This window comes from Psychrobacillus soli, assembly GCF_006861775.1.
Classification (GTDB): Bacteria; Bacillota; Bacilli; order Bacillales_A; family Planococcaceae; genus Psychrobacillus; species Psychrobacillus soli.
On record NZ_VDGG01000069.1, the window covers coordinates 1 to 14,763 of the forward strand.

The window sequence follows — 14,763 nt, forward strand, 5'->3', positions numbered from 1 at the left end:
TGTTGGTCACGAAGGCGTTGCCACACGATGTGGCGTTTTTAGCCTTTGTTCCTCTGTGTGAGCAAAATGAGACTTCTCAGGCGGACGCGCGCAGGCGCGGCGGTGAAGGCTCATCGCTCACCCCACGGAAAGCGTCCGCCCAGCAGCGGAAATCCCAGCGGACACTCATTTTCAACGCACTACCACGCAGTATCACTAAACATTGCGAAATTGGACCATACTGCACAAGATAAAAATTGCCATACCATATGTTACTTGAACAAAGTTATCAATATGTCAAAATTTTTATAGTTTCCTAAGCAGTAAAAAAAGTGCAGCCAGGGGCTGCACTTTTCATATATTATGAATTTAACATTAGATCTTCTGGGTTTTCAAGAAGTTCTTTTACCATTTTCAAGAATCCAACTGAATCTTTTCCATCGATTACACGGTGGTCATAAGATAATGCTATATACATCATTGGACGAATTTGAACTTCATTACCAACAGCAATCGGACGCTTTTGAATCGTGTGCATTCCTAGGATACCAACTTGTGTACCGTTAAGAATTGGAGTTGAAAGTAATGAACCGAAAACTCCACCGTTAGTAATTGTAAATGAACCGCCAGACATATCAGAAAGAGCTAATTTGTTATCACGTGCTTTTTTAGCAAGTTCCCCAATGTTTCCTTCGATTTCAGCAAAGTTTTTACGGTCCGCATCACGAACGATTGGTACTACTAAACCGCCTTCTGTAGATACCGCGATACCAATATCGTAGAAGTTGTTTTTCACGATATCAGTTCCGTCGATTTGTGAGTTTACATAAGGATATTTTTTAAGAGCTGCAACTACAGCTTTCGTAAAGAATGACATGAATCCAAGACGTACATCGTTTTGCTCAAAGAATTGATCTTTTTTGCGTGAACGTAATGCCATCACATTTGTCATATCGATTTCATTGAAAGTAGTTAACATAGCAGTGCTTTGTCTTACTTCTAGTAAACGAGATGCAATTGTTTGACGACGACGAGACATTTTTTCGCGAGTCGTACGACCATCATCTTCTTTTGGTGCAGCTGCTGCTGGCGCTGGAGCTGCTTTTGGTGCTGGTGCCGAACCATGCGCTGCAACGTCTTGTACACGAACGCGTCCCATTGGATCTACTGGTGAGATTTCACTTAAGTTGATGCCTTTTTCACGAGCTAGCTTACGAGCTGCTGGGCTTGCGATTGTACGGTCTTGCTCAGAAGAAGTTTCCTCTACTACTGGAGCTGCTGCCGCTTGAGGGGCTGCTGGTGTAGCTTCCGCCTCAGGTGCTTTTGGTGCTGGCGCAGCTGCTGCTCCAGAACCTGCTCCAACTACAGCAATTACTTGACCTACTTGAACTGTATCACCTTCTGCTGCAAGTAACTCACTAACAACTCCAGCCTCTTCTGAAATTACTTCGACATTTACTTTATCTGTTTCAAGTTCAACGATGAACTCACCTTTTTCTACTGTATCGCCCGGTTGTTTTAACCATTGTGCAATCGTACCTTCTGTAATCGATTCTGCTAATTCTGGAACAATAATTTCTGCCACTTGAATTTCCTCCTCTAATCTATCCTAGCTTACAAACTTTTTAATGCTTCTTCAATGATTCGAGCTTGTTCTACTTTATACGTATCTCCATCACCTTCAGCTGGACTTGAACGATGCACACGACCTACGTACGTAATTGCTTTGCCATCTGCTATTTCTAATAAGTACGGAAGGGCAAAATTCCATGAACCCATATTTTCAGGCTCTTCTTGTGCCCAAACAAGTTGTTTTGCATTCGGATAACGTTCTACAATTGCTTGGATCTTCTCTGCTGGGAAAGGATATAGTTGTTCTACACGTACAATGTGCAAGTGATCGAAGCCTTCCCCGTCTTTTACTTTATCTGCTAAATCGATTGCAAGTTTACCACTTGCAAAAATGATTTTCTCAACCTTTTTAGCATTTTGACCCAGACCTGGTTGTTCCATTACTGTTTCAAATTGACCCGCAGTTAGTTCCGCTACATCTGCCCCAACTAATGGATGACGTAACAGTGATTTTGGAGACACGATGATTAAAGGACGAATTGCATCCTCTTCTAACATTTTAGCTTGTCTACGTAAAATATGGAAATAGTTTGCCGCACTTGAAAGATTAGCTACTGTCCAGTTATTTTCCGCTGCTAGTTGTAAATAACGTTCTAGACGCGCACTTGAATGCTCTGCACCTTGACCTTCAGCAGCATGTGGTAATAACATAACAAGTCCAGATTTTAATCCCCATTTGGATCTTGCTGCACTAATGAAGTTATCGAACATTACTTGTGCCATATTCGCAAAATCTCCATATTGTGCTTCCCAAATAGTTAAAGAGTTTGGATCTTCTAAATTGTATCCGAATTCATAACCTAAAATAGCTGCTTCTGTTAGTGGACTATTATGAACAACGAACGAAGCTTTTGCATCACTAATCGCATGAATTGGTGTTAATTCCGCACCTGTTTTTTCATCGTGTAGCACTAAATGTCTATGAGAGAAAGTACCACGTTGTGCATCTTGCCCAGTTAAACGAATCGAGTTTCCATCTTGAAGAATCGTTGCGAAAGCAAGTGTTTCTGCATGACCCCAGTCGATTTTACCTTTTCCTTTAAATGGTTCTTCACGACGTTTTAAAATTTTCTCTAATTTTTTAAATGCTGTAAATTCAGCTGGCCAAGTAAGTAGCTCTTCGTTTATTTTTGCAAGCTTACTTTCTTCTACTCCTGTTTGCATTTCAGGCATTCCATTTAGTACGACTTCAGGAATGATGATGTCGTGTGCAATAGATTGTGGAAGCTCTTTCACGCGGTCATATGCTTCTTGCATTCCGCTGAAAATCGACTCATCTAATGTTTTCACGTCTGCAGATTCGAGTAACTTTTCTTCCACTAACTGTTTACCATAAAGTTCTCGAACTGTTGGATGTTTATGAACTTTATGATACATTGTTGGGTTCGTCACTAAAGGCTCGTCCATCTCGTTATGTCCGTATCGACGGTAACCTAGTAGATCAATGACAATGTCTTTTGCAAATTTTTGGCGGTATTCATGCGCAAGTTGTGCTACTGTAAGTACTGCTTCCGGATCGTCGGCATTTACATGAATAATCGGCACTTCATATCCTTTTGCTGGATCAGAAGAATAATGTGTTGAACGTGAATCATAATGTTCTGTCGTAAATCCAATCATATTATTTGCGATAATATGTATAGATCCGCCTGTTTGGAATCCACGCACTCTGCTATAATTCAATACTTCTGTTACCACACCTTGACCTGGGAATGCTGCATCTCCGTGAACTAAGATAGCAAATGCTGCATTTTGATCTTGAACAGGATATCCTGCTTCATCTGTCGTTTCTTGCGCTGCACGAGTTTGTCCCGTAACAATTGGACTTACTACTTCTAAGTGAGATGGATTATATGCTAACTTTAATGTCAGTCCTGATGGTGAACGGAATGCTGCACCTTTATGGTACTTCACATCTCCATACCAACCTTCTGACATCTCTAATGATCCATCTTTCGGTAAAAACGATTCACTTGGAACATGCGCAAATTCTGCAAACATCATTTCATATGGCTTTTGTAAAACATGTGTTAATACATTTAGTCTTCCTCGGTGTGCCATACCTATATTTACTTGTTTTGTATTTGTTTTATTGGATTGACGTACTAATTCATCCATTAGTACAACTAGTGTATCTAAACCTTCTATTGAAAAACGTTTTGCACCTACAAAAGTACGGTGAATAAATTTCTCAAAACCTTCTATTTGCGTCAAACGTTTTAGTAGTGCTTTTTTGTCGTCCGCTGAAAGTTTTTCTAAAACAGCACCTTTTTCAATTTTTTCTTGCAACCATAATTTTTCGTCAGAATTTACAATATGTGCAATTTCAAAAGCGATTTTGTTCGTATAAGCAGCTTGTAAATGTTCAATTGCTTGTAAACCATTTGCAATATTACTTGGAGCATTGGTTATTAAAAAAGAAACTGGAACTTCACGTAAATCTTGATCCGTTAAACCGTATGTTTTCGGATCTATTTTCGGATTCTCTTTTGGACCATCATTCAGTGGATATATATCCGCTGTTAAATGACCGTGCGCGCGAATAGCATCTGCAAGTTGAATAGCGCGAATAATTTTTTCAAAATTATTTGGCGCGATTGCAGATGTAGAAGCATTTGCACTGGATGGAGTAGATGCAAGTGTTGGTGCACCATACTGTTGAAATAAACTAACTAATTCGCTATCCACTTCGTCCGGAGACTGTAAAAATAAATCATACTGCTCCATCACATAACCAAGGTTAGGACCAGAAAAAGCTGACCAAGGTGTTTGATTGTTCGACATTTAGAAAAACCTCCAACATTTTGTGCCTTCTAGGCATTGATGAAAAAATTACATAAATAAACTAAGTAAAATAATACCGAATGTAAACATTTTATGAACAACACAAAATGTTCACAATTATAGTTTACCACTCTTTCAAAAAGACTGAAAGTATAGTTTGAAAGAACAATTTTTCCATATCCATCTTACTACTATAGGGAAAAAATACAATGCTTTTTTTCAAATTAAATAAGAATTTAAATAATATTTTTTCTAATACCAATTCTATTATTCCTCATTTGTCTTTTTAGAGAAAATAATATCAATTTTTGTCCCTTTATTTTCCGTGCTTTGAATATAAATATTCCCGTTATATTCGGATACTAAACGTTTTACAATGCTCAGCCCTAAACCAGATCCCCCTTTTGTTTTCGTTCTTGCTTCATTTACGACAAAAAAACGATCAAACACTTTAGGAAGTAATTCATTTGGAATACCTATCCCATTATCGATAACCGTTAGAATTGTTTGTGTGTCATCTTGCATGACTTGTACAACAATTTTCGGCTGATTATTATTGTATTTAATCGCATTATCAATGAGATTTCCGACTATTTGTTCTAATGCAGTAGCTGGTATAGCAAGCGTGTATATTTCTTTTCCTTCGAATCGAATTTCTACTGTCGGTGCTAAAATGCGATACTTTTGTTGCAAATCATACACGACCATAGAAATATTCGATTCTAACCGTTCAGTCGAATATTCTCTTTTGGCAAGCTTAAGCATTTCTTCTATTAGTAATTTCATTTTTTGTACTTCTGTTAAGGAAATATGCAAAGAGTCATCTAACACATCTCTATCTTCTTTCCCCCAACGATTTAATAGAGACAAATGCCCCTCTACCACTTGTATTGGGGTGCGTAACTCATGTGACACATTATGAATAAACTCATCTTGCCTTGTAATAGTTTCTGAAACTTCATTCATTAATTGTTTATAAATCGTTAAAAGTTCCCCAATTTCATCGTTCGTTGCGTACTGAAAACTTACTTCTTTTGAAAACTTTGTCTGTTTAGCTTCTTGCATTTCATTGCGAAGTTCTTTTAAAGGTTTTAGTAATATCGAAGACAATGAATAGCCAATTAATGCGGAAAGTACAAGTGCAATGAACGTAAAAATAACCATTGCTATTAGAATATAGCGCATTAATTGTGAGAAATTTTCTAAACTATGAGAAATCTCCACATATCCTTTAAACAAACCAAAATCGGTTTCTGCTACTTTATGAAGAAGTAATTGATTATTTAATTTATCTTTTTGAAAATCAGCTGTTAATGTTGGTGAAAAGCTAGGGAATGGGCTTGCATCATTTATTCGTAAAACTTCAATTCCGTCCGCATTTAATATGCGAACTGATTGTTTTTGGTTCACAAGTTGATTTAGCAATGTTTTATTCCGCTGTATGTCTTGAATCGAAATAATAGGCCCTTTAGACTCGAAAAAGTTAACCACTTCATGCAATGTATTTTGTGCCATCTTCTCTTCTGAAATAAGCAACCAATTGTAAAGCGAAAAAAATAAAATGACGCACATCATGAAAAAACTCAAAAATATCGATAGACCGGAAGCATATGTCCATTTACGTTGCAATGTCCAATGTTTCATGTGCGTATCACATATCCTACCCCTCGAACCGTTTCAATAAGAGAAGCAATTTCTGCTGGTAGCTTTTTTCTCAAGTGCCGGATATACACATCTACTACGTTTGTCTCTACTTCTGCTTCATATCCCCATACTTTTTCCAAAATGACATCTCGTGTTAAGACGATATTATTATTTTCCATAAAGTAAACGAGCAAATCATATTCCGTCTTCGTTAGCAAAATTTCTTTATCTTTGTAGAATACTTGGTGTGCTTTTTGGTCGATGGAAAAATGATTAATCGTTAGTTCATCGATCGCTTCTTGTGAACGTTCAACTCTTCTTAAAATGGCACGTATTCGCGCTAATAGTTCTTCAATTGCAAATGGTTTGACAACGTAGTCATCTGCACCAGCTTCCAAACCTGATACTCGGTCGATTATCGCATCTCTTGCCGTTATTAATATAATAGGCGTCTCTTTCTTTCCTCGAACTCTACGACAAATTTCCAATCCATTTAAATTAGGAAGCATGACGTCTATTAACAGCAGGTCATAGTCATTTTCTAACGCAAGTTCTGCTCCCTCCCTACCCTCATGGGAAACCGTCACAAGAAAATTTTCATGTTTCAATTCTAGCTCTACAAATTTAGCGATATTTATCTCATCTTCTATTAGTAAAATATGTCGGTTCAACATAGACAAATCCTTTCAAAAATACCGTTCATACTATGAATGAACGGTACTAGTATATACAAAATTATTTTTACCAAGTTTCTTCGCCTCATACAATGCCATATCCGCATTCTCTAGTAGCTCATTTACAGTGCAGCCATCATGCGGATAAATGGAAACGCCAATGGAGATGGTCGGTGAAAAATGAATGGCATCAATCGTCCAACCTTCTGCAAATGTACGTTGAATCGCTTGAATGATTGATTCGATCGTCGCACTTCTCCCATCTATATAATCACCAATCTGTTCCATTACAATGATAAATTCATCTCCACCGAAACGGTATATTTTGAATTGATGGTCAACACTTTGCTCTAATTTTTCTGCAAATTGTTGTAAGAAACGATCCCCCATATCATGCCCAAACTGATCGTTAATCTCTTTAAAATTATCACCATCAATATATAGTAATCCTATATTTCCATGATTTACAGATACCAATTGAATTGCCTCTAGAATATTTTCATAGAACATACGTCTGTTTGGTAAACCAGTCAAACTATCATGGAACGCTAAAAATTTCAGTTGATCTTCTAAAGCACGTTTTTCCGTAATTTCTCTAGATACAAAAACAAACCATTTCTCTTCGACATCATCTACAGTACTTTGTACGGTCGTAATGGTTGTATCCGTCCATATAGCGGACCCGTTTTTTGTTTTTAAAAGGAGCTCTGTGCGGATTTTGTTTTGGTTTCCCTGAGCTGGAGACATTTCCATATTTTCTAATAGATTGGAGCATTCTTCTGCGATCAGCTGCAAATAATAAGTCCCTAGCAATTCTTCTTTTTCATAATTTAAAATAGTTTCGTGACTTGGAGATGAATAGAGTAAATAGCCATCTTCATCTGTAATGGCAATTAGATCGTTGGAATGTTCTGTTATCAATTTGAATGAACGTTCAATATTACGTAGTTCAGTCATGATCCGTTTCTTTTCTGTGTTGTCAAATTGAATCGTTAAATATTTCTCAATGGTACCTTTTTCATTGGTAATCGGAATAATTGTCGCATCTACCCAATAGAAAGAACCATATTTCGTTCGATTACGTATTTGACCTCTCCAAATCTCTCCTTTTTGAATTGTTTCCCACAATTGTTCAAAAAAACGATCTTCATGAAAATTAGAATTAATCATCCAAAATGATTTTCCAATCAACTCTTCTTTTTTAAACTTCGAAGTCGTTTCAAATAACTCATTTACCATCACGATTTTACCATCTTTGTTCGTCATCGCTACTAATGCGGCATCATTTACACCTTTACGGTAACTTTCTAATATATAAGTTGACTCTTGCATTTCTTTTGTTTTGATTACTTTTTTTGTCGTTGCTAAAATATACATATTCTCTTCGTCAAAAATAGGAATAGCCGACGTTTCGTTTACAAATGTTGCGCCTTTTATACAGTGATGATCTTGGTAAGAAACCGACTGTTTAAGCTCAAACGCTCTATTGTAATGATAAAGAATCGTCTGACAATGAAATTCATCAAAGCATTGCTCTAATCGCTTACCATGCGGATTTTCAGTGAAGATTTCATCCGCTTTCTTATTGATATATTCATAGACAAAAGTATTTCCTTCTTTACGCATTAAAAACACATATTCGTCTAATAAATCATATAATAAATGGAATTGTTTTTGAGTAATAATAGGGGAAGACATTTTCTTAAACAAACTCCTATCGCATTTTTGTACTTATATCCTATAATCATATGTATTTCAAGTACAACATACAAGTATTTAGATTATTTTCTTTACGAAGATTTAATAAATTTGACACGATTTTACACTATGCAAAACGGCAAAAACGAAGTATATTATTAATGCAAATAATTTTATAAGGCAAAGTTCACTTTGCCGAGGGAAGGCAAATGGTGCGCCACCAGTTTTGAGCTGGTCCTAGTAGGTTCGATTCCTACCCCGAAATTTTTTATGCAATTCGAAATGAAAAATTTCTGGGACCTAGGATGACTATGCTCATTTTTTGGGTTCTTTTAGGGGGCGCTTTTTTTGATAAAAAAACGAGATTTGCATGAATGTACTTCTCTCTATGAACTTATGTCAGATCCAACTGTACTGCCTTATGTACGTCATAAAGCATATTCAGTGGATGAATATTGGTTTTCAACAAAACAATTAATGGAAGAAGAGGAAGCTGGTACTGTCATTACTCGTACAATTACAAGTGATTTCGGTCAGCCAATTGGTACGATTAATTTGTTTGATATTGAAGATGGAGCTGGATTTCTAGGTACATGGATTGGTACTCAATTCCAAGGACTTGGCTACAATAAAAAAGCAAAAGAACAATTTCTTGAAGAGCTATTTTTCGAGCTAGATATTCACACGGTGTTTTTACGCATTCGTAAAACGAATCCTAAAAGTATTCGCGCTGCGGAAAAACTTCCTTACACGATTAAAGCAAACGAATCTCATCCTTTTATTTATGCGGAGATTAACAAAAAACAAGAAGTTTATGATTTATACTATATTCCAAAAGATTTGTTCCATTTAGTGATGATGCAACAAAGCAACGAAGAAGAACAAGCGATGTAAATATAAACTACTTCGGATGGATTATTTATCATAGTTAAAAGTTAACTTTTAACTATGATAAATATATAAGCAGCATCTCTATTATTGAGATGCTGCTTTTGTTTTCTCGCTACCAATAGCAAGTTGCCTAGGTCGGAGTTCTTTAAAGCTTTTACTTTTTATTTTGATTTTCTTGATTTTTCTTGGTTGTAGCATTGTCAGCACGATTGAATTCTTTTTGATATAAAACTTCTTGCATTGATGACAAACCATTATTTTTCATTGTGAACTGTTCATGCGGTGGTTTACGATTTTTCATCAAGAACACTCCTTTCGTTTTAATCTTTATCAGTTTTTCCTTTGCAACCATGGATATTCGATTTTTTAGATTTTTTTAAATAAGTTTCTTTTATTTGTGTTTATCCTAATAATCGATGAAGGCATGCTAATTATAAAACTTTAAAAACCACTAAAATTCTTGATATAACAAATAAATAAAGAAGAACAAGCAACGTAAACATAAATTCCCGCCAAATAGTTTATTTGACGGGAGTTTATTATTTCTTATACGTAAGTAATAGTTCTGTAAATTGGTCTGGTGTTTTCGAGGAAGCTGCATTAAATTGCTTATCAATAATAGCTTCTTTATATTTCACTAAATCACCAAGAGTTTCCATAAAACTAGTGGTTGTTAAGTTTTCTTCCTCGAGCACAAGCGCATATCCTTTTTCTTCAAAGAACTTGGCATTTAATACTTGGTCCCCTCGACTCGCATGGATCGATAAAGGAATTAACAACATCGGTTTTTTTAACTCTAAAAACTCAAATATAGAATTTGATCCTGCACGACTTATTACGTAATTAGATATTTTCAATAAATGAGGTAATTCATCTGTTACATACTCAAAAGCAATATAATTTGACTTCCCGGTTAAGGCTGGATCCAAATTCCCTTTTCCACATAAATGGATAACTTGAAACTTACTCGTAAGAGCATCTATATTAACTTTAATCACTTCGTTTATATTTGCAGATCCTTGACTTCCACCCATTACGATAATCGTTTCTTTATTCGCTTGAAAACCTGTTAATTGTTCTGCAATTTGTTCATTGCCTAATAACAAATCTGGTCGTATGATTGCACCGATGGAAGATGCTTTTTCTTTTGGTAAGTATTTTAATGTTTCTTCAAACACTGTAAAAATATGTTCGGCAAAAGACGAAGCAATTTTATTTGCAAGTCCTGGCGTTAAATCCGATTCATGTATCACTACTGGGATATTCGCAAGTTTTGCAGCAATAGCTACTGGAACTGATACGAATCCTCCTTTTGAAAATACGAGTGAAGGTTTTACTTTTCTTAGTATCGCCAGAGCTTGTAAAGTACCGTATAATACTTTGAATGGATCCGAAAAGTTTTTCATTGAAAAATATCTTCGAAGTTTTCCATTGGAAATCGGATGATAAGGGATAGTCGGAAAATTTTCTCCTATAATCGTTCGTTCAATCCCATCATGAGAGCCTATATAATGGATCTTATATCCAATTTTTATTAATTCGGGAATAATTGCTTCATTCAATGAAACATGGCCGGCAGTTCCCCCACCTGTTAATACAATTGTGTTATTATTCATTCATAATCTCCTAACTATTTTAAAACTTAAAGGATGTATGCCAAAATGCATGAAACGAAATCGCTACCCGGAAAAAGCAAATATATGATTAAAATTGTAGTACCTATTTTAATCACTCAAGTTGCACTTTATTTAATGACCTTTTTTGATATATTAATGACTAGCAAATATAGTATTGATCATCTAGCAGGTGTTTCTATTGGATCCTCCATTTGGGTTCCTGTCTATACCGGGTTAACTGGTATATTAATAGGAATTACGCCCATTGTAGCACAATTAATCGGCGCAAAAAAGAAGGAAGATGTACGCACCTTTGTGCAACAAGGTTTTTATATTGCTATTTTACTAGCATTTATCGTTTTTATTGGTATTTTATTCTTGATCGATCCTGTATTAAACTTAATCCCTCTTGAAGATAGTGTACGCTTAGTTGCGAAGAAATATTTGTATATGATGAGTATTGGTCTTATTCCTTTATTTTTATATAGTGTGCTTCGTTCCTTAATTGATGCATTAGGTCGTACAAGAGTTTCGATGGTGATTACTTTACTATCTGCTCCGATTAACATTGCTTTAAATTATGTTTTCATCTACGGTAAATTCGGATTTCCTGCACTTGGAGGTGCTGGTGCGGGGCTTGGTTCTGCGATTACATACTGGATTATCCTGTTTATAGCAATCTTCGTTGTTTATAAAAATAAACCGTTCGCAGAATTAAAGATATTTAACTTCTGGAGTAAACTATCGTTCGCAAAAATGGGTAGTCTGACAAAAATAGGAATACCTATTGGATTATCTATTTTCGCGGAAACAACCATTTTCTCAGCAGTTACCATTTTAATGAGTGTATACTCGACAGAAGTAATTTCAGCGCACCAAATTGCGATGAATTTCACTTCGCTTCTTTATATGGTTCCCCTCAGTATAGCAATGGGAGCTACTATTTTAGTTGGTCATGAAGTTGGAGCAAAACGATACAAAGATGCAAGAACGTATAGCTGGTTAAGTGTTGGAACAGCAATATTTTTCAGTTTTATCTCATCGTCCATTTTGTTAATATTCCGAGAACCAATTGCATCTATTTACACAGATGATCAGTATGTCATTACATTAACAGTGCAATTTTTCTTGTTTGCGGCGCTATTCCAGTTATCAGATGCCATACAAGCACCTGTTCAAGGGGCTCTACGTGGATATAAGGACGTTACGGTAACATTCATCATGGCTATCATTTCTTACTGGATTATTGGATTGCCAACAGGCTACATTTTAGCTAATTTCACTTCTTTTGAACGATTTGGCTACTGGATTGGGCTTATTGTTGGCTTAACAGTTGGTGCCATTACACTAGTTATAAGGCTTGTACATTTACAAAAGAAAATAATAAAAAACGACGCAGCAGCTTAATTGCGTCGTTTTTTTAGTCTAAAATTCCAGTGTCTGTAATTTTAACTTGTACGCTTGGAGTGATGGTTAAAGTTGGATATGTTTCATTCCATTTTCCCTCTTGAAATAAATCTGGGTGAAATGCTCTCGCAATACGACCTAAGCCTAGCGCATCCGTATTTGCATCCGAAAGTATGGCAATTTTTCCTTCCATTAAATTAGCTACTACTCTATCGGGACGTTTCGTATTTAAAAATTGTGGAAAAGGAGACCAAATAGAATCTTCCAAATAATCTTCTAGCTGTCCTGAACTATATACCATTTCGATTTCTATTTTATCTAATCGATTTCTTAAATCTTTGAGGGTCTCCTGATCAACTTTAGTAGTTAAGTATAAAATAGAAACGTTTGTATTTGACTTTGTTCCAAGTGTTCTTTTTTCAAATTTCAGTTCAGTAGATTTAAGCCTTTTTCGTAATAAATTTATATTAACCTCTGCACTTTCAACGAATCCTTCGTGGGCCCCTCGGACGACATACTCGTTTGCAGGGGACTCTAGATTTCAAGATACAGTCTTTGGAAGTATAATTCGAAGCATTTTATCCGTACTTGGAAAGATAAGAACAGTTTCTCCTGAACAAACGCTCTCTTTTAGTTGTTTCATCGTCCAATTATTTTCTTCTGAAAATGCTGTTTGTCCCCATGCTACTTCTCCTGCTTCAAAACGTTCTTGAATGATTCGTATTTGTTCCATTACGACTGCTATATCAATCATTGTAGAATAATAACAGAGGATCACAGATTCATTTTTCCATTCCATATTTTTGGCAACAAAATCAACTGTTTGAGAAAATTCTTGCTTGATAATATCTGTTAGTTGGACCATATTCACACCCCTCCTTGCGAAGTTTTTGCAAAAAAAATGAAAAGTAAACGCAAAAATGCCTATCAAGAATATTCTTGATAAGCATGTTCACCTAATATAGTAAGAGAAACTTATTTTCCAATAAATTGCTGTGTCCAATAGAATCCACTATCTGACAGTCCGACACCGATATGTGTATAAGATGGATTCATAATATTTGCTCTATGTCCTGAAGATGCCATCCACGCTTTTACAACTTCTGTTGCACTACGTTGACCTTTGGCAATATTTTCTGCTGCTGATTTATACGTAACGCCAAAAGATTTCATTTGCTCAAATGGAGATCCGTATGTTGGACTCGTATGAGAGAAATAGTTTCTGTTTTTCATATCTTGCGATTTTGCTTGTGCTGATTGTGTAAGCTTTGTATCAATTTGCAATGCTTTTAATCCTGCTTTTGCACGTTCTTGATTTGTTAAATCTACTACTTGTTGAATTGCTGCTGGTACTTGTACTGATTCATTATTTTCTTTTACTGGTTCTTTCACTACTGGTGGAGTTACTGGAGTTGCTGGTTTTTGAGCCACTGGTGGTGTTACTGGTTTCTTAACTGGTGCTTTTTCAGTTACAACTGGCTTCTTAGTGACCGGCGCTTTTTTTACTACTACAGGTTTCTTAACTACTGTAGCTTTCTTGATAACGATAGGTTGCTTAGTTCCATTTATTTCTTTTAAAACGACCGGTGTTAGATTCTTTAATTCTTTATTTATAAGATTTTGAATTTCCGCGTTACTTAAACTGTAATTATACTGAGACTGCCATTGGTATGTAACGGATGTTTTTGCCTCGGGAGTAGATTGTGAATTTCCTGTTGTCATTGCTGCATCTGCTGTATTAGTTGAAAATAATAAGCCACCTGCAAGTAACCCAACTATAATAGAATGTTTTTTATTCATTTTCATGTTCGTTTCCTCCTTCTTTTGTGCCCCCTTATTGTAAACACAAAATCAGTAGAAAAATTAGAATAAAATATTCCAGTAAAACCATTTAAAAAGAAAATGTTGTTATATATGATTATATCAATAGGATAATTGGATAACTTAACCACTATACTCAAATATTACGTTTTATCCTCTGTTGACAGATTTATAGATTTTTCTTTATAGACATTCTCTATCATTTTCTTTTCTTCATCTGATAATTGACTTTGACCAATTTTATCTTAAGCTAGTGCATACTTTTTTCAAAATTAGTCTCGCTCTTGGATTAGCAAATTCATCTAAGAGGGCCGATTTAGTAATTTCTCGAATCTGTTTATGTTGAAGGAATATCAATCGTTTTACATTATTAATACAATAATTAAAATGCCTTAACCTAACGCTTAAATAGAGTAGGAGAGCGCGATAAGCTCCCGAACGGCCTCATGTACATATCCGTTCGCTATATGGCGTTTCAATTAAGATGGAAGCTTTGCCGAGATAATCAATGGAAGTTGCTTGCTTATTCAGTATCAACTCGCTAAAAACAAAATTCCCTTCGTTTTTCGACTGTGTGAATCCAATAAATGGCTTAGGGCAACAGATTGTACATTGAA

11 protein-coding genes and 1 pseudogene are annotated in these 14,763 nt (G+C 35.7%); 2 read left to right on the top strand and 10 right to left on the bottom strand.

Going from position 1 to position 14,763, the window contains the following annotated elements:
• Positions 1-340: 340 nt before the first annotated feature.
• The 5 genes from odhB to FG383_RS19580 form a co-directional block, all read right to left on the bottom strand.
• Positions 341-1,564, bottom strand: a complete 1,224-nt coding sequence (odhB, locus tag FG383_RS19560) for a 2-oxoglutarate dehydrogenase complex dihydrolipoyllysine-residue succinyltransferase (RefSeq protein WP_142609212.1) — start codon at positions 1,562-1,564, stop codon at positions 341-343.
• 29 nt (positions 1,565-1,593) lie between these two features.
• On the bottom strand, positions 1,594-4,395 hold the full coding sequence (locus FG383_RS19565; RefSeq protein ID WP_142609214.1) for a 2-oxoglutarate dehydrogenase E1 component: 2,802 nt from the start codon (positions 4,393-4,395) through the stop codon (positions 1,594-1,596).
• 267 nt (positions 4,396-4,662) lie between these two features.
• Entirely contained in the window at positions 4,663-6,039 is a 1,377-nt protein-coding gene (locus FG383_RS19570) for a HAMP domain-containing sensor histidine kinase (protein ID WP_142609216.1), read from the bottom strand.
• Positions 6,036-6,710, bottom strand: coding sequence for a response regulator transcription factor (locus FG383_RS19575; protein WP_281285372.1), 675 nt, complete (start codon positions 6,708-6,710; stop codon positions 6,036-6,038). The genes FG383_RS19570 and FG383_RS19575 overlap by 4 nt, the downstream gene beginning before the upstream one ends.
• Before the next feature lie 33 nt (positions 6,711-6,743).
• Complete coding sequence (locus FG383_RS19580) at positions 6,744-8,411, bottom strand: diguanylate cyclase domain-containing protein (RefSeq protein ID WP_142609220.1); 1,668 nt, start codon at positions 8,409-8,411, stop codon at positions 6,744-6,746.
• 348 nt (positions 8,412-8,759) lie between these two features.
• Here FG383_RS19580 and FG383_RS19585 point away from each other — a divergent pair, with 348 nt between their 5' ends.
• Positions 8,760-9,305: a GNAT family N-acetyltransferase gene (locus FG383_RS19585; protein ID WP_142609222.1), complete on the top strand. Its 546-nt coding sequence runs from the start codon at positions 8,760-8,762 to the stop codon at positions 9,303-9,305.
• Positions 9,306-9,456: 151 nt separating this feature from the next.
• Here FG383_RS19585 and FG383_RS19590 read toward each other — a convergent pair whose 3' ends face one another.
• Together FG383_RS19590 and FG383_RS19595 are read right to left on the bottom strand one after the other, a co-directional pair.
• Positions 9,457-9,603, bottom strand: coding sequence for a YfhE family protein (locus FG383_RS19590; protein ID WP_142609224.1), 147 nt, complete (start codon positions 9,601-9,603; stop codon positions 9,457-9,459).
• Between the two features lie 238 nt (positions 9,604-9,841).
• Positions 9,842-10,918 carry an undecaprenyldiphospho-muramoylpentapeptide beta-N-acetylglucosaminyltransferase gene (locus FG383_RS19595; protein WP_142609226.1) on the bottom strand — a complete coding sequence of 359 codons (1,077 nt, stop codon included), beginning with the start codon at positions 10,916-10,918 and terminating at the stop codon, positions 9,842-9,844.
• Between the two features lie 45 nt (positions 10,919-10,963).
• On the opposite strand from FG383_RS19595, the gene FG383_RS19600 reads away from it, so the two are divergent.
• Positions 10,964-12,325 carry an MATE family efflux transporter gene (locus tag FG383_RS19600; RefSeq protein ID WP_142609228.1) on the top strand — a complete coding sequence of 454 codons (1,362 nt, stop codon included), beginning with the start codon at positions 10,964-10,966 and terminating at the stop codon, positions 12,323-12,325.
• A gap of 13 nt (positions 12,326-12,338) precedes the next feature.
• Here the strand turns inward: FG383_RS19600 and FG383_RS21040 are convergent.
• The 3 genes and pseudogenes from FG383_RS21040 to FG383_RS19615 all read right to left on the bottom strand — a co-directional run.
• Positions 12,339-12,851: pseudogene (locus tag FG383_RS21040) on the bottom strand (spore germination protein); the annotation flags it as partial.
• Positions 12,852-12,866: 15 nt separating this feature from the next.
• A complete protein-coding gene (locus FG383_RS19610; protein WP_142609232.1) occupies positions 12,867-13,190 on the bottom strand; it encodes a spore germination protein in 324 nt (107 codons plus the stop codon).
• Between the two features lie 110 nt (positions 13,191-13,300).
• On the bottom strand, positions 13,301-14,131 hold the full coding sequence (locus FG383_RS19615) for a CAP domain-containing protein (protein WP_246097067.1): 831 nt from the start codon (positions 14,129-14,131) through the stop codon (positions 13,301-13,303).
• Positions 14,132-14,763: the final 632 nt, after the last annotated feature.

What these genes read in the sequence shown, in the direction of transcription:
- FG383_RS19595 (WP_142609226.1), bottom strand. Translation starts at nt 10,918, where the DNA reads ATGAATAATAACACAATTGTATTAACAGGTGGGGGAACTGCCGGCCAT.
- FG383_RS19565 (WP_142609214.1), bottom strand. Translation starts at nt 4,395, where the DNA reads ATGTCGAACAATCAAACACCTTGGTCAGCTTTTTCTGGTCCTAACCTT.
- FG383_RS19570 (WP_142609216.1), bottom strand. Translation starts at nt 6,039, where the DNA reads ATGAAACATTGGACATTGCAACGTAAATGGACATATGCTTCCGGTCTA.
- FG383_RS19580 (WP_142609220.1), bottom strand. Translation starts at nt 8,411, where the DNA reads ATGTCTTCCCCTATTATTACTCAAAAACAATTCCATTTATTATATGAT.
- FG383_RS19615 (WP_246097067.1), bottom strand. Translation starts at nt 14,131, where the DNA reads ATGAAAATGAATAAAAAACATTCTATTATAGTTGGGTTACTTGCAGGT.
- FG383_RS19590 (WP_142609224.1), bottom strand. Translation starts at nt 9,603, where the DNA reads ATGAAAAATCGTAAACCACCGCATGAACAGTTCACAATGAAAAATAAT.
- FG383_RS19600 (WP_142609228.1), top strand. Translation starts at nt 10,964, where the DNA reads ATGCATGAAACGAAATCGCTACCCGGAAAAAGCAAATATATGATTAAA.
- FG383_RS19610 (WP_142609232.1), bottom strand. Translation starts at nt 13,190, where the DNA reads ATGGTCCAACTAACAGATATTATCAAGCAAGAATTTTCTCAAACAGTT.